At 27.7% G+C, this 19,162-nt stretch carries 20 protein-coding genes, 3 tRNA genes and 1 other RNA gene; 14 read left to right on the forward strand and 10 right to left on the reverse strand.

Annotated elements, in window-relative coordinates; translation table 11 throughout:
* Positions 1 to 12: 12 nt before the first annotated feature.
* The 3 genes from rho to MADAR_RS01215 all read left to right on the forward strand — a co-directional run bounded on the left by rho (position 13) and on the right by MADAR_RS01215 (position 2,817).
* On the forward strand, positions 13 to 1,503 hold the full coding sequence (rho, locus tag MADAR_RS01205; RefSeq protein ID WP_014158717.1) for a transcription termination factor Rho: 1,491 nt from the start codon (positions 13 to 15) through the stop codon (positions 1,501 to 1,503).
* Positions 1,504 to 1,549: 46 nt separating this feature from the next.
* Positions 1,550 to 1,622: transfer RNA gene (locus MADAR_RS01210), tRNA-Met, on the forward strand.
* 28 nt (positions 1,623 to 1,650) lie between these two features.
* Complete coding sequence (locus MADAR_RS01215; protein ID WP_014158718.1) at positions 1,651 to 2,817, forward strand: DNA recombination protein RmuC; 1,167 nt, start codon at positions 1,651 to 1,653, stop codon at positions 2,815 to 2,817.
* A 1-nt stretch (position 2,818) separates the two neighbouring features.
* On the opposite strand, the gene MADAR_RS01220 is transcribed toward MADAR_RS01215, so the two are convergent.
* The 3 genes from MADAR_RS01220 to MADAR_RS01225 form a co-directional block, all read right to left on the reverse strand.
* A tRNA-Ser gene (locus MADAR_RS01220) sits at positions 2,819 to 2,906 on the reverse strand.
* A 5-nt stretch (positions 2,907 to 2,911) separates the two neighbouring features.
* Positions 2,912 to 3,206: RNase P RNA component class A (gene rnpB, locus MADAR_RS02970), an RNA gene on the reverse strand.
* Complete coding sequence (locus MADAR_RS01225; protein WP_014158719.1) at positions 3,200 to 3,913, reverse strand: YebC/PmpR family DNA-binding transcriptional regulator; 714 nt, start codon at positions 3,911 to 3,913, stop codon at positions 3,200 to 3,202. The genes rnpB and MADAR_RS01225 overlap by 7 nt, the downstream gene beginning before the upstream one ends.
* 75 nt (positions 3,914 to 3,988) lie before the next feature.
* Between MADAR_RS01225 and rpmB the strand changes: the two genes are divergently transcribed.
* The 5 genes from rpmB (at position 3,989) to htpG (ending at position 7,402) form a co-directional block, all read left to right on the forward strand.
* Complete coding sequence (rpmB, locus tag MADAR_RS01230; RefSeq protein ID WP_014158720.1) at positions 3,989 to 4,228, forward strand: 50S ribosomal protein L28; 240 nt, start codon at positions 3,989 to 3,991, stop codon at positions 4,226 to 4,228.
* Positions 4,209 to 4,391, forward strand: a complete 183-nt coding sequence (gene rpmG / locus MADAR_RS01235) for a 50S ribosomal protein L33 (protein ID WP_014158721.1) — start codon at positions 4,209 to 4,211, stop codon at positions 4,389 to 4,391. Before rpmB ends, rpmG begins: the two co-directional genes overlap by 20 nt.
* A complete protein-coding gene (locus MADAR_RS02990) occupies positions 4,388 to 4,534 on the forward strand; it encodes a DUF4295 family protein (RefSeq protein ID WP_014158722.1) in 147 nt (48 codons plus the stop codon). Before rpmG ends, MADAR_RS02990 begins: the two co-directional genes overlap by 4 nt.
* 25 nt (positions 4,535 to 4,559) lie before the next feature.
* A complete protein-coding gene (gene ftsY / locus MADAR_RS01240) occupies positions 4,560 to 5,486 on the forward strand; it encodes a signal recognition particle-docking protein FtsY (RefSeq protein WP_014158723.1) in 927 nt (308 codons plus the stop codon).
* A gap of 77 nt (positions 5,487 to 5,563) precedes the next feature.
* A complete protein-coding gene (gene htpG / locus MADAR_RS01245; RefSeq protein WP_014158724.1) occupies positions 5,564 to 7,402 on the forward strand; it encodes a molecular chaperone HtpG in 1,839 nt (612 codons plus the stop codon).
* Here htpG and MADAR_RS01250 read toward each other — a convergent pair whose 3' ends face one another.
* On the reverse strand, positions 7,403 to 8,173 hold the full coding sequence (locus tag MADAR_RS01250) for a 3'-5' exonuclease (protein ID WP_014158725.1): 771 nt from the start codon (positions 8,171 to 8,173) through the stop codon (positions 7,403 to 7,405). It abuts the gene before it with no gap.
* Positions 8,174 to 8,192: 19 nt separating this feature from the next.
* Positions 8,193 to 8,870 carry a phosphatidylcholine/phosphatidylserine synthase gene (locus tag MADAR_RS01255; RefSeq protein WP_014158726.1) on the reverse strand — a complete coding sequence of 226 codons (678 nt, stop codon included), beginning with the start codon at positions 8,868 to 8,870 and terminating at the stop codon, positions 8,193 to 8,195.
* A gap of 70 nt (positions 8,871 to 8,940) precedes the next feature.
* On the opposite strand from MADAR_RS01255, the gene ybeY reads away from it, so the two are divergent.
* Positions 8,941 to 9,363 carry an rRNA maturation RNase YbeY gene (ybeY, locus tag MADAR_RS01260; protein WP_014158727.1) on the forward strand — a complete coding sequence of 141 codons (423 nt, stop codon included), beginning with the start codon at positions 8,941 to 8,943 and terminating at the stop codon, positions 9,361 to 9,363.
* Between the two features lie 7 nt (positions 9,364 to 9,370).
* On the forward strand, positions 9,371 to 11,242 hold the full coding sequence (gene mnmG / locus MADAR_RS01265; RefSeq protein ID WP_014158728.1) for a tRNA uridine-5-carboxymethylaminomethyl(34) synthesis enzyme MnmG: 1,872 nt from the start codon (positions 9,371 to 9,373) through the stop codon (positions 11,240 to 11,242).
* On the opposite strand, the gene MADAR_RS01270 is transcribed toward mnmG, so the two are convergent.
* Positions 11,239 to 11,517 carry a septum formation initiator family protein gene (locus MADAR_RS01270; protein WP_014158729.1) on the reverse strand — a complete coding sequence of 93 codons (279 nt, stop codon included), beginning with the start codon at positions 11,515 to 11,517 and terminating at the stop codon, positions 11,239 to 11,241. The genes mnmG and MADAR_RS01270 overlap by 4 nt on opposite strands.
* A 193-nt stretch (positions 11,518 to 11,710) precedes the next feature.
* Here MADAR_RS01270 and fumC point away from each other — a divergent pair, with 193 nt between their 5' ends.
* Positions 11,711 to 13,093: a class II fumarate hydratase gene (gene fumC / locus MADAR_RS01275; RefSeq protein WP_014158730.1), complete on the forward strand. Its 1,383-nt coding sequence runs from the start codon at positions 11,711 to 11,713 to the stop codon at positions 13,091 to 13,093.
* A gap of 3 nt (positions 13,094 to 13,096) precedes the next feature.
* On the opposite strand, the gene MADAR_RS01280 is transcribed toward fumC, so the two are convergent.
* Positions 13,097 to 13,870, reverse strand: coding sequence for a TatD family hydrolase (locus tag MADAR_RS01280; protein ID WP_014158731.1), 774 nt, complete (start codon positions 13,868 to 13,870; stop codon positions 13,097 to 13,099).
* Positions 13,871 to 13,902: 32 nt separating this feature from the next.
* Here MADAR_RS01280 and fabD point away from each other — a divergent pair, with 32 nt between their 5' ends.
* From fabD to MADAR_RS01295, 3 genes are read left to right on the forward strand one after another with little or no spacing between them, the layout of a single operon-like run.
* Positions 13,903 to 14,760 carry an ACP S-malonyltransferase gene (gene fabD / locus MADAR_RS01285; RefSeq protein ID WP_014158732.1) on the forward strand — a complete coding sequence of 286 codons (858 nt, stop codon included), beginning with the start codon at positions 13,903 to 13,905 and terminating at the stop codon, positions 14,758 to 14,760.
* On the forward strand, positions 14,750 to 15,709 hold the full coding sequence (locus tag MADAR_RS01290; protein WP_014158733.1) for a GYDIA family GHMP kinase: 960 nt from the start codon (positions 14,750 to 14,752) through the stop codon (positions 15,707 to 15,709). The genes fabD and MADAR_RS01290 overlap by 11 nt, the downstream gene beginning before the upstream one ends.
* A 44-nt stretch (positions 15,710 to 15,753) precedes the next feature.
* On the forward strand, positions 15,754 to 17,010 hold the full coding sequence (locus tag MADAR_RS01295) for a citrate synthase (protein ID WP_014158734.1): 1,257 nt from the start codon (positions 15,754 to 15,756) through the stop codon (positions 17,008 to 17,010).
* An 11-nt stretch (positions 17,011 to 17,021) separates the two neighbouring features.
* On the opposite strand, the gene MADAR_RS01300 is transcribed toward MADAR_RS01295, so the two are convergent.
* From MADAR_RS01300 to MADAR_RS01310, 3 genes are all read right to left on the reverse strand, one after another.
* Positions 17,022 to 17,104 (reverse strand) — tRNA-Leu (locus tag MADAR_RS01300).
* A gap of 9 nt (positions 17,105 to 17,113) precedes the next feature.
* Positions 17,114 to 18,646 carry an Rne/Rng family ribonuclease gene (locus MADAR_RS01305; protein ID WP_014158735.1) on the reverse strand — a complete coding sequence of 511 codons (1,533 nt, stop codon included), beginning with the start codon at positions 18,644 to 18,646 and terminating at the stop codon, positions 17,114 to 17,116.
* A gap of 152 nt (positions 18,647 to 18,798) precedes the next feature.
* On the reverse strand, positions 18,799 to 19,131 hold the full coding sequence (locus tag MADAR_RS01310) for an HU family DNA-binding protein (RefSeq protein WP_014158736.1): 333 nt from the start codon (positions 19,129 to 19,131) through the stop codon (positions 18,799 to 18,801).
* Positions 19,132 to 19,162 lie beyond the last annotated feature (31 nt).

Here is a 19,162-nt window from a genome sequence, read left to right on the forward strand (position 1 = left end):
CCCAATTACTTTATGTATGATATTACGGAATTAAAAAGTAAAAAACTTTTTGAATTACAGGAAATCGCCCGTTTGTCAGGATTAAAAAAATGTACACAACTACGAAAAAACGAGCTACTTGAAAAAATAATTTCCATTCTCAATATTAAAAACAATCCTTCTTCTTCAAAGATAGAAAATTCTTTATTAAAAAAAGGATTTAAAGGTAGAAAAAAAAAATTAACTTCTCCTTCTCAAGAGAATTTAAAAAACTATTCCAAAAGTTCAGAAGAATCTGCAAAAAAATATCCAAAAAGATATTTCCAAAATTGGAAAAAAAACGATAGATCAGAATCTATTGGAACAGTAAAAAAAAATTCTAATAAATATTGTTCTCCAGAATATGAATTTGATGGAATTATCATTAGCGAAGGAGTATTAGAAATTATGCCAGAAAATTATGGTTTTTTAAGATCTTCCGATTTCAATTATTTATCTTCTCCCGATGATATTTACGTTTCTCAATCTCAAATTAGACTTTTTGGAATGAAAACAGGAGATACTATAAGAGGAGAAGTCCGCCCACCTAAAGATGGAGAGAAATATTTTCCTTTAATTAAAATTATTGAAATCAATGGAAGAAATCCTTCCTTTGTAAGAGGAAGAGATTCTTTTGAACATTTAACTCCACTTTTTCCAAATGAAAAATTTAAAATAGCTGAAAAAAAAGCCACTCTTTCTACAAGAATAGTAGATCTTTTCACTCCTATAGGAAAGGGACAAAGAGGTATGATTGTTGCACCTCCAAAGACAGGAAAAACTACTTTATTGAAAGAAATAGCCAATGCTATTGCTGCTAATCATCCAGAGGTATATCTGATTATATTGCTTATTGATGAACGTCCAGAGGAAGTGACCGATATGCAACGAAATGTTAAAGGAGAAGTAATAGCATCTACTTTTGATGAACCAGCAGAAAGACATGTAAAAGTAGCTAATATTGTATTACAAAAAGCTAAAAGAATGGTAGAATGTTCTCATGATGTTGTTATATTACTGGATTCTATAACACGTTTAGCACGTGCGTATAATACTGTTGCTCCTGCTTCTGGGAAAGTTTTATCAGGAGGAGTAGATGCTAATGCTTTACATAGACCAAAAAGATTTTTTGGAGCTGCTAGAAATATAGAAGATGGAGGCTCTTTATCCATTATTGCTACCGCTATGATTGATACAGGATCAAAAATGGATGAGGTAATTTTTGAAGAGTTTAAAGGAACAGGAAATAAAGAACTTCAATTGGATAGGAAAATAGCTAATAAAAGAATTTATCCAGCTATCGATCTCGTTTCTTCTAGTACAAGAAAGGATGATCTTTTGTTGGATCCCAATACATTACAAAGGATGTGGATTTTACGAAAACATCTTTCCGATATGAATCCAGTAGAAGCTATGGAATTTTTAATATCGCGTATAGCCAGAACTCAAAATAACGAAGAATTTTTAATATCCATGAATGGATGAATAATTTTATTTTTTGAATAAAAAACATTATATTAAATATTAACATCGCGGGGTGGAGCAGTTGGTAGCTCGTCGGGCTCATAACCCGAAGGTCATAGGTTCGAGTCCTATTCCCGCTATTATACTTCATACATTCATATTCATTTTATGATTTATTATTTTTTGGGTATTTTATGTTTCTTTATTTTTTTTATTTTCATCTATTCATTTAAAAAAATAGAATTTATTTTAAGAAATGAGTTAAAAAATCATAAAAATGAGAATCAAAAAATAGCTCAATATGATAAGATAGTATTTGTAAATACCTTAAAGGATGTGAAAGATGGATTTATGCAATCGGTAAGAGATTTTCAGAATTACATAGATAGAAAGATTCATTTTTATATTGAAGATCAATCTAATAGATTAAATATTCTTCATGTAGAACAAGAAAGACTAGTTAGAATAACAGAAAAAAAACTAGAAGATATAAAAGAAAATGTGAATGAGAAACTTCAAAGTTCTTTAAATCTACATTTGGATAAATCTTTTGAAATAATAAGGAATCAATTATCCTTCTTGCAAGAGGGGTTAGGTGATATGAGGAATTTAGCACAGGATGTAAATGCCTTGAAAAGAACTTTAAATCATGTTAAAGTATGTGGAAATTTCAGTGAAATGCAACTTTCCATGTTATTACAACAAATTTTATCCCCAGAACAGTATGCATGTAACGTTATTACTAAATCTAATACAAATTTTGTAGTGGAATTTGCTATTAAACTTCCAGGAATTGGGGATGGAAATATTATATGGTTGCCTATAGATGTAAAATTTCCAAAAGAAACTTATGAAAAAGTCCAAATGGCTTATAATTTTGGAGAGAAAAAGGAGTTAGAAATAGCTAAAAAGAATATGGTTTCTGTCCTTAAAAAAATGTCCAAAGATATTCAATATAAGTATATAGATCCTCCAAATACTACTGATTTTGCAATTCTTTTTTTGCCCTTTGAAGGTATATATGCTGAAATTGTGAAAAATTCAAGTTTATTAGAAGAATTGCAAAGAAAATATAAAATTGTAATCACAGGTCCTTCTACATTAGCTGCCATGTTAAATAGTTTACAGATAGGATTTCGTACTTTAGCCATTCAGAAAAGAAGTTCTGAAGTATGGAAAATTTTAGAAACTGTAAAAAAAGAATTTGCAAAATTTGGATTATTGCTTCATCAAGCACAAGATAAATTACAAGCAGCTTCCAAAGATATAGATAAGGTGATGGGTGTTAGGAACAATTTAATTGAAAAAAAATTAAGAGACATAGAGAACTATTGAGCGGAGAGAAAGGGATTCGAACCCTTGACACTCTTTTTTTGTGAACACGCTTTCCAGGCGTGCGCCTTAAACCTCTCGGCCATCTCTCCAAAAGAACAAAAGAAAGACTATAAGCCGGATTCTGTTTCTATTCCTATCATTTATCTAGGATAATAGTTACCCATTATCTCTATCTGCCTACCCCCCGGTATCAACCGAGCAAGTTTTCCGGTATACATGGCATTTCACCGTACAGAGTTTACATGATTTCACTACAGCTAAACTGTACTTTCTTTCTGTTGCACTATTCCTCACCTTACAGTGGATGGGTGTTACCCATTGTACTGCTCTATGGTGTCCGGACTTTCCTCATTTTTATTTAAAAAAAATGCGATAGGACGTCTTACTTTATGTTAGAGTAAATATTTCTTATATTTTCATTTTCTTTAAGTTTTTCAATAAAATTGTATATTTTTTTACTGTTTTCTTTTGAAAGTAATTTTGGATGTTTAGCTATACGTTTTACCATAGATCTATGAAAAATTTTCATTCTTTCTAAATTATTTTTCATAGGACCAAAATATTCAAAATCTGTGTATATATAGATATTATTTTCATCTTTTATAATATCCTTTGCCCCAAAATCTATTACCATTAATTCAAAATTTTCTATTGGAAAAGAAATATCCTCTTTTTTGATAGAGAAAAAACCTATTCTATTAAATAAATGGGTTAACTCTCCATTATGACATAATCTTCCTCCATTTTTGGATAAAAAGATTCTTATATCGGAAGTAGTTCTAATGCTGTTATCCGTTAAACACTCTATAATCATACTAATTCCGTAAATTCTTCCTTCTAAATTTAAACTTTTATAATTTTTTGTGTTATTTTGTGAGGCTTTTTGTATAGTTCTTTCTATAGTTTCTTTAGGGATATTCATTGATTTTGCATTGATAATGGCCTTTCTTAAACGATAGGAGGTTTTTCTATCCGATCCTGATTCTTTAACTGCAATGGATATTTCTCTAATAACTTTAGAGAATTTTTTGGATTTTTTAAAATCTTGATTATATTTTCTATGTTGGATGTTGGCCCATTTACTATGTCCTGACATGGAAAATTTTTATATAAGCTATTTTTAGCTATCTTCGCTGAAGAATGAATAAGCAATTTAGTAAAAAAAATAATTATGTCAAAAATTTGCGAATTGACAGGAAAAAAGGCTATGATAGGTCATAAAGTTTCTCATGCTAACAATAAAAACAAACGTCGATTCAATATAAATTTATGTAAAAAACGTTTTTTTTTAACAAAAGAAAAAAAATGGATTACTTTAAAAATTTGTGCTTCCGTTATTAAAATAATTAATAAAATTGGAATTGAAAATACATTAAAACGTTTCAAATATAATGGGAAAAAAAGGAAATAGAATACAAGTAATATTAGAATGTACCGAACAAAAAAAAAGAGGAATCCCTGGTTGTTCTAGATACATTACTACAAAAAATAAAAAAAACACTCCAAATAGAATAGAATTAAAAAAATACAATCCTATCTTGAGAAAATATACAATTCATAAAGAAATTAAATGAATAAAAATAGAAAAAAAAAAGTTTCAAAAAAAATGATTTTTGCTATTCGAATAATTAAATCTAAGAAATCGGGTTGTTATACTTTTGAAAATAAAATTATAACGGATAGGGAAGTAAAAAATTATTTCAAAGAAAAAAAATAATTCTTGTTAAATTAAATTCATAGAAATGTTTTTTACAAAAAGAAAAAGCAAAGATACCTTCGATCATGAATTAAAAAAAACTAGAGAATCCTTATTTTCTAGAATAAAAAATATTCTTTTTCGAAAAGAAAAATTTAACATAGATCTAGATCATATAGAAGAAATATTATTATCTTCGGATATAGGAACTACAACAACAATCAAGATAATTAACTATATTAAAAATAAAAAATATGAAAATATAAAAGAATTATATGCATTGCTTAAAGAAGAAATGGAGATTCTTTTTATGGATATTAAAAACGAACGTTTAGAACAAAAAATACAATATGAGAACAAACCATACGTTATTATGATGATTGGAATAAATGGAGTAGGTAAAACTACGACAATTGGAAAATTAGCTTTTTTATTAAAAAAAAAAGGATTTAATTTAATGATAGGAGCTTCGGATACATTTCGTGCTGCAGCCATCCCTCAACTTGAAATATGGGCCAAAAAAGTTAATGTCCCATTGATTAAACAACATAGACATGCAGATCCAGCATCTGTAGCATACGATACTTTGCAATCTGCAAAATCTAAAAATATAGATGTAGTGTTAATCGATACAGCCGGTAGATTACAAAATAGAATTGGTCTTATGGAAGAGCTATCTAAAATAAGCAGAGTCATGAATCAAGTAGTTTCTAAAGCTCCTCATGAAATTATGCTAGTTTTAGATGCTACAACAGGTCAACACGCCTTTGAGCAGGTTAATAAATTTTCTTCTTTTGTAAAAATTTCTTCTATTGTATTAACAAAATTAGAAGGAACTGCTAAAGGTGGAGTAGTTTTAGGAATAATGGATAGATTTAGAATTCCTATCAAATATATTGGAATAGGAGAAAAAATACAGGATTTAAAAGAATTTGATGGGAAAAAATTTGTTGATTCTCTTTTTATTAACTGACATACTGTTAACCTAAAAGTATTTCTCCTTTTTCATATGCTTCATTTGTATAATATTTGTTAAAATTTTTGGTATATATGGAAAAAAATAAGATAAATGTTACTTCAGATAATATTTTTCCTATCATTAAAAGATTTCTTTATTCGGATCAAGAAGTTTTTTTACGTGAATTGGTTTCTAATGCTACTGATGCTATTATAAAATTCAAAACCCTAGTAAAATTAGGAGAAATAGAAGAAGCGGTTAATGAATTATTGAAAATAAAAGTAAGAATAGATAAGAAGGAGAAAACTATTCACATCATTGATAATGGAATTGGAATGACCAAAGAAGAAGTAGAAAAATATATAAATCAAATAGCTTTTTCTGGAGCAGAAGAATTCATTCAAAAGTATCAAGATAAAGGATCTACTATTATCGGGCATTTCGGATTAGGTTTTTATTCTTCTTTTATGGTAGCAAAAAAGGTGATGATATTCACTCAATCTTATAGGAAAAAATACTCATCTGTTTTTTGGTCTTGCGAAGGGACTCCAACATTTAGTATAGAAGAAATAGAAGAAAAAAGAGAAAGAGGGACAGAGATCGTTCTATTTATAAATGAGGAAAGTAAAGAATTTTTAGAATACGATCGTATTTTAAAATTACTTCATAAATATTGTAAATTTATGCCGATTCCCATATCGATCTACTCAGAAGAGGAAAAAAAAGAAATTATTATCAATAATACCTCTCCCATATGGAAAAAAAATCCTATTCATTTAAAAGACAAGGACTATTTAAATTTTTATCATGAATTATATCCAGAACAATTAGAAGATGCTTTGTTTTGGGTCCATCTAAAGATAGATCATCCTTTTCGTTTAACGGGTGTCTTATATTTTACAAAAATAGAAAATAGAATGTATGTTCATAAGGATAAAGTTTTTTTATATCAAAATCAAGTTTATATTACGGGAAATTTGGAAGGAGTAGTTCCAGACTTTCTAAGTTTGTTAAGAGGAGTGATAGATTCTCCAGATATTCCTCTTAATGTATCACGTTCTCATTTGCAATCAGATATTTCGGTAAGAAACATCTCCAAATATATCACAAGAAAGGTAGCTGATAAATTGGATTCTATGTTTTTAAAAAATAGAAAAAATTTTCAAAATAAGTGGAAGGATATAAAAACATTTGTAGAATATGGAATGATTACTACAAAAAGTTTTTTTGAAAAAGCTAATAATTTCTTTCTTTATCCAACAGTCAATGGGTATTTTTTTACTTTCAAGGAAGTAAAAAAACAAATAAAGAACATTCAAATAAATAAAGAAGGAAAAATTGTTTTTCTTTATACCTCGGATCCAGAAAAACAATATTCTTATATTAAGGAAGCAAAAGATAGATCCTATGAAGTTTTTATTTTGGATAGTCCACTTACAGTACATTTTGTTCAAAAACTAGAAACAACTCACAAAGATATTTCTTTTGTTCGTGTAGATTCAGATCATATTGATAAATTAATTGATAAAAAAGAGGAACAATATTTTTCGGAACTTTCCGATAAAGAAAAAAAAGATTTAAAAAATATTGTACATTCACATTTAATGAATGAATATGAATTTTCCGTAAAATTGGAAAATTTATCCAAGAAAGATCCTCCTTTTTTAATCATTATTCCAGAATTTGTACGAAGAATGAGAGAAATGAGTTCTCTGGGAACAGAGATTAAGGATAAGAAGAATTTTTATCAATTGATTGTAAATACAAATCATCTTTTAATGAAAAAGATATTAAAAGAACCAGATAATGAAATAAAAAAAAGCCTCATTCAAGAGGCCTTAAATTTAACTCTATTATCAAAAAATTTATTGAATGGAAAAAATTTAACCATTTTTATTGAAAAAAAAATAGAAGATCTTGTTAAACAATAGTTATCCTATTCCATGATTTCTGAATTTAACATTGGTTAATATTTTTTTAGTATATAGTGGAAAATCGGAGTTTTGTATCCAATTGTAGTAATTGGGATACTTTTCAAAAATATCAAAAACTTTTTCTCCTTTATATTTTCCAAAATTGAATATTTCGTTTCCTTCTTCATCTATTTTTATAAATCCAGCGAGATCGGCTATGTTTTTTTGATGAGAAAATTGATTGAGACTTTGAACGTCTTTCTTTAAAGATTCATATTTTTCTAATTGAGCTAGCAATATTTCATACGTAGCAAACGTATCTTCTTTAGAACTATGAGCCTTCATAAGATCTTTTTTACAATAATATTTATAAGCAGCAGAAAGATTTCTAGGTTCCATTTTATGAAATATAACTTGTACGTCTATTGTTCTATGTTTTTTTATATCAAAAGAAATTCCTGCACGAAGCATTTCTTCCACTAAGATGGGGATATCAAATCTATTAGAATTATAACCCGCTAAATCCGTATTTTCAATCATCTTGAAAATATGGATAGCTACCTCTTTAAATGGTAATTTTCCTGCTACATCTTCATCCTTAATACCATGAATAGCTGTTGATTGTGGTGGAATAGGGATTTCAGGAAATATCAGCCAAGTTTGATCTTTATGATTCCCATTTGGATATACTTTCAATATAGATATTTCTATAATTCTATCTTTGCAAATATTTATCCCTGTAGCTTCTATGTCAAAGAAACAAATAGGACGATGAAGTTGTAATTTCATGTTGTTTGATGTAAATTTTTTAATAAATTGAAATTATAATGTAAAAAATAATAATACATGGAATAGCCACTATGTGTAAAGTTAATAAAAGAAATATACTAATCAGTAAAAACAAATAACGTTTTCTATTTCTTTTACAAGAAAAACCAGAAAAATTAAGGGATAACATCGGTATCTTGGATATTAAAAAATAACAGGAAAAAAAAATTATGAAAAGTATTGTAATAGGAGAAAAAACGATGTCTTTTATTAAAATTCCTATATTATTGCTAGGAATTGTATATTTTTTAATAAGAGATAAGGAAGTGAAGAATAAGGCATTTACTGGAGTGGTTAATCCATATTGTTTTTGATCCATATTAAATTGAGCCAAACGACATGCAGAAAATATTGGAATTAAAAATGAAGACCATTCTATGAATGGAATTTTTTGATTTTCATTCATACTACTAAACAAAATAAAAATTCTTATAGATGGAACTATACCAAAAGATACCATGTCCGCTAAGGAATCTAATTCTTTACCAAATTTACTTTCGGTTTTCATGAATCTAGATGTAAATCCATCTAATAAATCAAATATCAATGATCCAATAGTAAACCAAGCGGAACATTCCAAACATTTAGATTGAATAATAGAAAGGCATCCAAAAAATAAGTTGAATAAGGTAAAAATGTTTGGAATAACTTTTTTCATCGAAAGAAAATTATTTTTTTCTATCTAGGATAGATATTTTAAAAATAAAAAAAATATTCCATTTCATTTTATGATTAATTTTTTTTATAAAGTTTCTAACTTTTCTATTGCCAATAAATCTATGGTTATCCAATCCATTCATCTTATATTAGTGAATGAAGGAAGTCATGTAGGAAATATTAATTATATTTTTTGTAATGATGATTATATTTTGAATATCAATAAAAAATATCTTCGAAAAAATTATTATACAGATGTCATAGCTTTTTCTGGTTTGAATGAAAAAAAAGAAAAATATATTTCAGGAGATATATTTGTTAGCATAGATAGAGTTTTAGAAAATTCTAAACGATGGAATCAGTTGTTCCAAACTGAATTAAATCGTATTATGATACATGCTCTACTACATTTTTTAGGATATAAGGATAAAGATAAAATAAATAAAGAACTAATGAGAAAAAAAGAGGAGTTTTACTTAATTTTATTTCTATAAAAGAATCATGTTTTTGGATATATACGATATTATTGTTGTTGGAGGAGGACATGCTGGAGCTGAAGCAGCTTCTGCATCTTCTAACATGGGATCAAAAACCTTACTTATTACAACCAATTTACAAACTATTGGTCAAATGTCCTGCAATCCAGCTATAGGAGGAATAGCTAAAGGACAAATAATAAGAGAAATAGATGCTTTAGGTGGTTATTCTGGAATCATCACGGATTATAGTATGATTCAGTTTAGAATGCTGAACCAATCTAAAGGACCTGCTATGTGGAGTCCTAGAGCACAATGTGATAGAAAATTATTTTCTAATAATTGGAGATTTTTTTTGGAAAAGAATCCAAAATTAGATCTATACCAAGATACCGTGACTTCTCTAATAGTAAAAAAAAATAAAGTTCAAGGAGTGATAACTTCTTTTGGAATAGAAATTAAGGGAAAATCTGTAATACTCACAAATGGAACATTTTTAAACGGAAAAATACATATTGGAAAAAATAAAATTAATGGAGGAAGAATAGCGGAACAAGAAGTTAGAGGAATTACGGAACAATTAACTGAATATTTTGGGTTTATGCATGGGAGAATGAAAACAGGAACATCTCCTAGAGTAGATGGACGTTCCTTAAGTTACAATAAAATGAAATCTCAAAATGGAGATATTCATCCTAAAAAATTTTCTTTTTCAAGAACTATAAAATTAAAGAAACAACGTGAATGTCATATTTCTTACACAAATAAAGAAGTACATGATATTATTCGAAAAAATTTTAACTATTCTCCTATTTTTACAGGATCTATTAAAGGAGTTAGTCCTAGATATTGTCCCTCTATTGAAGAAAAGATTTATAGATTTTATGATAAAGAAGAACATCCTATTTTTGTAGAACCAGAAGGTTGGAATACTGTAGAAGTTTATATAAATGGTTTTTCTACTTCTTTGCCAGAGAAAGTCCAATATAAAGCTTTAAAAAGAATTTCAGGATTTGAACAAGTGAAAATGTTAAGACCTGGATATGCTATTGAATATGATTATTTTCCTCCAATACAATTAAAACTTACTTTGGAAAGTAAGTTAATAGAAAATCTTTTTTTGGCCGGACAAATTAATGGAACTACAGGATATGAAGAAGCGGCTGCTCAAGGATTGATGGCAGGAATTAATGCTCATTTAAAGATTAATCAAAAAAAACCTTTTATTCTTAAAAGGAATCAGGCTTATATTGGAGTTTTAATAGATGATTTGATTACAAAAGGAACAGAAGAGCCTTATAGAATGTTTACCTCAAGAGCTGAATATAGAATGTTATTACGTCAAGATAATGCAGACGAAAGACTAACTCCTATGGGATATAAGATTGGATTAGTTTCAGAAAAAAAAATGAAATCTGTAGATAAAAAAAAATATAAGGTAGAAAAATGTATCTATTTTTTTAAAAATAAGAGTTTAAAACCAGAAATTATAAATCCTATTTTAAACCAAAAAGGATCTACTATTGTACATCATGAACAAAAAATTGATACAATATTGTCTCGTTCTGAAATAGAAATACAAGATATAGTGTCTATTCCACCTTTAAAACAAGAAGTAGAAAAAAATAATTTTGATCAAGAAATTTTAGAGCAAGTTTCTATTCAGATTAAATATAAAGGATATATTGAACGAGAAAAAGAAAATGCCAAGAAATTGTTGAGACTTGAAAATATTCGAATTCCTAATGATTTTGATTATTATCAAATACAATCTTTATCCCTAGAAGCTAGAGAAAAATTAACTTATCATCGTCCAGAATCTTTGTCGCAAGCTTCAAGAATTAGTGGAGTTTCTCCTTCCGATTTAAGTATTTTGTTGATTTATATGGGACGCTAGTTTTTTTTTTTAGATAGTACAAATAAATCTTCATCATCTTTCTTCATGTGAAATTTTTCTCTAGCTACTTTTTCCAAGTATTTATAATCTGTATTTAATTTATTTAAATGATTTTTTTCCAATAAAATTTGATTTTTTAACCAATTTCTATCCAGTATCATTTTATGGATAGTTTTTTTTAACTTACAGTGTAATACCAAAGAATTAGTGTCAAAAAAAAGCATCCATACAAAAAAAAATAAACTGATCCAAAAATATTTATTGACAAAAAACATTTTATTTTTTTTTATTGATCCAGTTTTTTATAGTGTAAAATCCTATACTTATAGACCAATATAAACTTATAAGGAATAAAAAAATAATACACCAAAATCCAGATATAATTATAAATAGAAAAAACAAAAATCCTATGAATTTCATTATCATATTTATAAATTTTATTAATTTTGTAAAAATAAACAGATAAAAATGATTTCTAGAACAGAAAGAGATACTTTGGGTTTTGTACAAGTTCCCATAGATAAATATTGGGGGGCACAAACAGAGAGATCCAGAAATAATTTTAGAATTGGATTAGAAGGGTCTATGCCTATAGAAATTATTCATGCTTTGGCTATTTTAAAGAAAGCAGCTGCACATGCTAATTTTTCATTGGGGTTTTTATCTAGAAAAAAAAGAGATTTAATCACTTCTGTTTGTGAGGAAATTATAGAAGGGAAATTAGATGATCAATTTCCTTTAGTTATATGGCAAACAGGATCTGGAACACATTCCAATATGAATGTGAATGAAGTAATTTCTAACAGATCTCATGTTTTAACAGGTGGAATTCTTGGAAAAAAAACTGTTCTACATCCCAATGATGATGTTAATATGTCGCAATCATCTAATGATGTTTATTCTACAGCAATGCATATTGCTTCTTATAAAAAATTGATAGAGAAAACCATTCCTTCTTTAAAAGAGTTACGTAATACATTGGAAAAAAAAACAAAATCATTTAACAATGTGATTAAAATAGGAAGAACTCATCTTATGGATGCCACTCCTATAACTTTAGGACAGGAATTTTCCGGTTACGTTTCTCAAGTAGATCACGGATTAAATTCTATTAAAAAAACTTTAGATCATCTTTCTGAATTATCTATTGGAGGGACAGCGGTTGGAACTGGAATAAATACTCCTAAAGGATATGATCTAAAAGTTACTGAATATATTTGCGAATATACTGGCCTTCCATTTCAAGTAGCAAAAAATAAATTTGAATCTATAGCATCTCACGATGCTATTGTGGAATCTCATGGATCCTTAAAACAAATAGCTGTTTCTTTAATTAAGATAGCAAACGATATTCGATTTTTATCTTCCGGACCTCGTTCAGGAATAGGAGAAATTCATATTCCTGAGAATGAACCTGGATCTTCTATTATGCCCGGAAAAATAAATCCTACACAATGTGAAGCTCTTATTATGGTTTGTACACAAGTCATAGGAAATGATCTATCTATATCAATAGCTGGATCATCAGGAAATTATGAGTTAAACGTTTCTAAACCATTGATGGCCTATAATTTTTTACAATCGGCACATCTTCTTTCTGACGCATCTTATTCATTTTCTAATCTTTGTGTTAAGGGGATCACTCCTAATTATCCAAGAATTAAAGAATTACTAGATAGATCCTTAATGTTAGTAACAGCTCTCAATACTCGTATTGGATACGAAAAATCCGCAAAAATTGCAAGGTTAGCCTATGAAAACAATAGTACTTTAAAAGAAGAAGCTATTCGTCTGGGATATTTAACCATTGAAGAATTTGATGAATTAGTCAAACCGGATAAAATGGTGTAGTATTTATCCTTTACGAAATAATTCTTTTACATTCATATCGATTACATTAGCTATTTCTTCCTCTGAAATAGAATATATTTGAGACATTTTTGTTAAAACTATTTTTAAATAAAATGGTTCATTTCTTTTTCCTCTAAAAGGATAAGGAGATAAATAGGGAGAATCGGTTTCTAATACTATATTTTTTAAACTTATTTTATGTAAAAAAGTACGGAGTTTGTTATTTTTAAAAGTAATCATTCCTCCAATTCCTAGTTTTAGTCCAAAATCAACAATCTTTTTTGCTTGTTCTAAAGTTCCATAAAAACAATGAAAGATCCCTGTCATGGAAGAATTGTTTTCTTTTGATAAAATATTAAAAACTTGATCAAACGCTTTTCTACAATGAATAACTATGGGTAATCCTTTTACTTTTGCCAATTGTATTTGAGTGGTAAAGGCATATTCTTGTTCAAGAACAAATTTATTTTCTAAATGTAAATCCATTCCTATCTCTCCTACAGAAATGAAAGAATGTTTATTTAACCATTTTTTTATGAAATTCAATTCTTTTTCTAAATTATTCGGATGTACTTTACTAGGATGTAATCCTATCATAGGAAAACATATGTTTGGATATTGTTGTTCCAATTGTAATATTTTAGGAATGTTGGTACTATCTATAGAAGGAAGATAGAATCGATTTATTCCATTATCAATTGCTTTTTTTATAACACAATCCCTATCTTCATCAAATTGTTCCATGTATAAATGAGCATGAGTATCAGAAATTTTCATTGAAAACGTTATTTTAATTAAAAACTTATGTTATGAATGCTTATATATTTCCTGGTCAAGGTACTCAATTTGTTGGAATGGGAAAAGATTTATACAATACTTCCAGCCTAGCAAGAAAATTGTTTCAATTATCCGATGATATTTTAGGATTTAGGATGACAAGAATCATGTTCGATGGTCCTATGAAAGTGTTAAAAAAAACCAGATACACACAACTTTCAATTTATATATATTCAGTAATACAATCAAAAATACTAAATAATTTTAATCCAGATATGGTAGCCGGTCATTCTCTTGGAGAATTTTCTGCATTGGCAGCTATTGATGTCTTTTCTTTTGAAGAAGGATTGATGTTAGTAGATAAAAGAGCAACTTTTATGCAAGAAATATGTGAATCTATACATGGAGGGATGGCTGTGGTATTTGGATTGGAAGATAATATTATAGAAAAAATTTGTCAGGAAGATAAAGGGATTATAGTCCCATCTAATTATAATAGTCCTGGACAATTGGTAATTTCTGGGGAAGAAGAAGCTCTGAAAAGAGTTTGCTATTCTTTAAAAAAAATAGGTGCTAAGAAAATATTAAGACTTCCTGTTCATGGAGCCTTTCATTCTCCTCTTATGGAACCAGCTAAAAAAAAATTATCGAAATTTATAGAAAAAATTTTATTTAAAGATCCTAAATGTATAATATATCAAAATGTTACCGCAGAATCGGTTACAAAATCTAAAGATATAAAAAAGAATTTAATTGAACAATTGACTTCTCCCGTAAAATGGAAACAATTGGTGAAAAAAATGATCCATAATGGAGCAATTTCATTCACTGAAATAGGACCAAGTAATATCTTACAAGGAATGATGAAAAAAATTTTCAATGATATTTAGAAATAATGATATTTTTCCTATGAGACAATATCAACATTTTTTTTATAGCCATGGAAAATTATTGTTAACAGGAGAATATTTTATTTTATATGGAAGTTCTGGTTTAGCATTACCTACCGTTAAAGGACAATCATTGACCATATATTACAATAATAGTTCTAAATTTTCTGGATTATATTGGAAAAGTTTTGATGAAATAGACAAACTTTGGTTTGAAGTATTTTTTAAACTTCCTTCTTTAGATATCTGTTATGAAACAGAAAATAAAATAGCTCTTAGATTAAGGGATCTATTATTAAAATCTAGAAAAATTAAAAAAAAATTTCTTCAAAACTCATTAGGAATATATTATGTAAAAACAAAATTAGAATTTCCTATAAATTGGGGATTAGGAAGTAGCTCTACTTTAATCAATAACATCGCAAAATGGGCAAAAATAAATCCCTATATGTTATTGGAAAATAAATTTACAGGAAGTGGGTATGACATTGCTTGTGTATCTGAATCAAGACCTATAATCTATAGATTAAAAAATAAAAGACCTCATGTTATTCCTATAGATTTTAATCCCCCATTTAAAGATCAACTTTTTTTTCTACATCTTAATAGAAAACAAAATACTTGTGAAGGAATACGATTGTTTCGTTCAAAAAAAAATGTATCTATAAAAATCATTGATACTATTTCTTTTATAACTAAAAGAATACTTTTTTGTAAAACTTTAAAAGAATTTGAAATGTTATTGATCCAACATGAGAGGATTATATCCTGTATACTGGATATTCCTACTATAAAAGAAATCTATTTTCCAGATTATTTAGGAATAGTAAAAAGTTTAGGAGCTTGGGGTGGAGATTTTGTTTTAATAAGTTATAGAAGTGGAATGAAGAAGTATTTTTCAAAAAAAGGATTTCATACTATTCTTTCCTTTGATGAAATGATTTTATAACAGAATATTACGATTTTTATTATATTATTCAAAATTTATTTATTATGTGCCGTATTGTTAATTTCAATATAAATGGATGCAATTATAAATTACCAATAGTTGGTGGAACTTATTATGAAAAAGCTATTAATATATCTAAACTTAGAGAAAATACAGGATTTATTACATTTGATCCAGGATTCAAAAATACAGGAATTGTTAAAAGTTCTATCAGTTTCATAGATGGAGAAAAAGGAATTCTATTGTATAGAGGTTATCCTATTGAACAAATTATTAAAAAATGTTCTTTTATAGAAACTAGTTATCTTCTTTTAAATGGAGAATTACCTAATACGGCACAATTAAAATCTTTTTCTGAAAGAATAAAAGAATTCAATTCAATCAATAAGGATATTCATCAAATACTTGATAAATCCCCTGTATTTTATCATCCTATGGAAATGTTGTCTTCTTTGACATGTATTCTTACAGCTTTTATTACAAAAAAAGATGGACTTAAAGAAAAAGATATGTATATCCATCTTTTGGCAAAACTTCCTATATTAGCTGCTTTGACTTATAGGAAAAAAATAGGACTTCCTCCATCTACCTCAGATAAAAATCTATATTATACTTCTAATATTTTAAAAATGTTTTTTTCCGTCCCTAAAAAATATTATAAAAACGATCCTATTATTACGGATGCTTTAGATAAACTTTTAATATTACATGCAGATCACGAACAAAACTGCTCCACTACTACGGTTCGTTTATTAGGATCTGCTCATACAGGTTTGTTTGCCTCTGTATCCGCAGGAATTAGTGCTCTATGGGGGAGGTTGCATGGAGGAGCTAATCAAGCTGTCATTGAAATGCTGGAAAATATTTTAAAATGTGGTGGAAATATAAGAAAATGGGTTGAAAGAGCAAAAAACAAAAAAGATCCTTTTCGATTGATGGGGTTTGGACATAGGATATATAAAAATTTTGATCCAAGGGCAAAAATAGTAAAAGAAGTAGCTGAAAATATTATTAGTGAATTAGAAATTGATGATCCGATTCTAGAATTGGCAAAGGAACTTGAAGAAATTGCTATTCAAGATCCTTATTTTATGGAGAAAAAACTATATCCGAATATAGATTTTTACTCAGGAATTATTTATCAGGCTATAGGAATTCCAAAAGAGATGTTTACGGTAATGTTTGCTTTGGGAAGATTACCTGGATGGATGGCTCATTGGAAAGAAGTGAGATTGAATAGAGAACCTATAGGAAGACCTCGACAGATTTATATAGGATATAAAAAAAGGAATATAGACTAGACTAATGGTTGTGCGGGCGAAGGGATTCGAACCCTTACGCATGATAAGCATCAGATCCTAAGTCTGACGTGTCTACCAATTCCACCACGCCCACATTTTTTTTTTATGAATAGGAAGAAGAAAGAACTTCTTTTTTATCATTAAAAATTTGATATTCCGTGTATTTGAATGAATTTCTAGGAATGATTTTAATCCATTTTTTATATTTAAACAACCATTTTTGTTGAATAGAAGGAAAACCACTTTTAAGATAGGCAGCTACAAAAGTATGTAGATGTAATTGTATTTTTTTATGCCTTTTTATTATTTTTTCTAAAATAAATTCTATATGATGAACATAAACTATAGGAGATACTTCTAATTCTTGATATTTTTTATTATGGATGTATTCAGGTCTTACTCTATGACGAGTAAATTGAACTAAACCAAATTCATTTGGAGGTAATATTTGATGTCTGGCTCTATCATTTTTCATTTTTTCTTTTAAATGTTCGTATAATTTTCTTTTTTGATAGGGTTCAGACATATCTATAAAATCTACCACAATTATTCCTCCCATATCCCTTAATCTAAGTTGTCTAGCTATTTCCGTGGCAGCTAAAAGATTTATTTCTAATACATGATCAATTCTTTCCGATTCTGTACAATTTTGTTTCATGTGATTAATCATTCCACTATTAACATCTATGACATGTAAAGCTTCAGTATGTTCAATGACAAGATAAGCACCGTTTGCTAGAGGTACGTTTTTTCCTAAAAAAGTTTGTATCTGTTTTTCAATTCCATATTTTTCAAATATGGGAATATTTCCTTTATAATGTTTAATAATATTGGTTTTTTCTGGATAAATTAAAGATAAATAAGAATGAATTTCTTTACAAATGAAATTATTATTACAATGAATATATTTAAAATCATCATTAAAAGTATCTCTCAATAAACAAGAAGTTTTACTGCTTTCACTGAAAACTTTAACTGGAGGTATTTTCATTAAATTACTTAATGTTTTTTTCCATTTATTTATCAATAGAAAAAGTTCTTTTTTTAAAATTTGTTCCACTTTAAAGCATGCTGCTGTACGAATAATAATCCCAAATTCTTTTGGTTTTATTTTTTGTATACAGGAGATTAATCTATTTTTTTCTTTTGTATTTTTTATTTTATGAGAAATAAAAATTTTTTCTGAAAAAGGAATTAATACTAAATTTCTTCCAGGGATACAGATTTTTGTCGTTAATTTTGGTCCTTTGTTAGAAATTGGTTCTTTAGATATTTGAACCAAAATATTTTGTCCAGGATGCAATATTTTTTCTATAGAACTTTTATTTCCCCTTGAAAAGGAACAAGTATTTGTTAAATATTTATTTTGATTTTGAGCAATCAATTCCAACATATTTCCTACTTGAAATCCAATATCATCATAGTGCAAAAAAGCTGATTTGGAAACTCCTATATCAACAATAGCTGCATTCAATCCATATGAAATTTTTTTCACTATTCCTAAATATATATCTCCAACGGATAATTTTTTATTGAAAATTTCTCTATGAAGTTCCAACAACTTTCCTTCTTCTAGAAGGGCAATTTTAACTTCTTGTTCTTCTGCATTTGCATTTATAACTAACTCTTTATTCATACACAAAAACAAGGTAAAAATTTTAAAAATGGATTAATTCAATTACTTGATATTTTTATTTTTTTTTCTTATGCCTATTTTTTCTATTTCTTTTTTTTCTTTTATGGGTAGCCATTTTACGTCTTTTCCTTTTTTTTCCGTTGGGCATAATTTTAAATCGTTGTTGATTTATTTTCGGATATACTATTTCTTTTTCTTTTAATAGAAACGTTCTTCTTTACTAGTTCAGTAAATGTTTTTGCAGGTTTAAATACTGGTATATTATGCGCAGGAATTACAATGGACATATTCTTGGATATATGACGACCAAGTTTTTTAGCTCTATATTTAATAATAAATGATCCAAATCCTCTTAAATAAACATTTTCTCCAGATGTAAGGCTTTGTTTGATTTTTTTCATAAAAGTCTCTATAACCTTTTTCGTTTCAATTCTCTCATATCCAGTTTCTGATATTATTTCTGTTATTATATCTGCTTTTGTCATGTTAAAACCTTCTTATAATATCGAATAACAA

The sequence above is a fragment of the Blattabacterium sp. (Mastotermes darwiniensis) str. MADAR genome, from assembly GCF_000233435.1.
In the GTDB taxonomy this organism is placed as follows: Bacteria; Bacteroidota; Bacteroidia; order Flavobacteriales; family Blattabacteriaceae; genus Blattabacterium.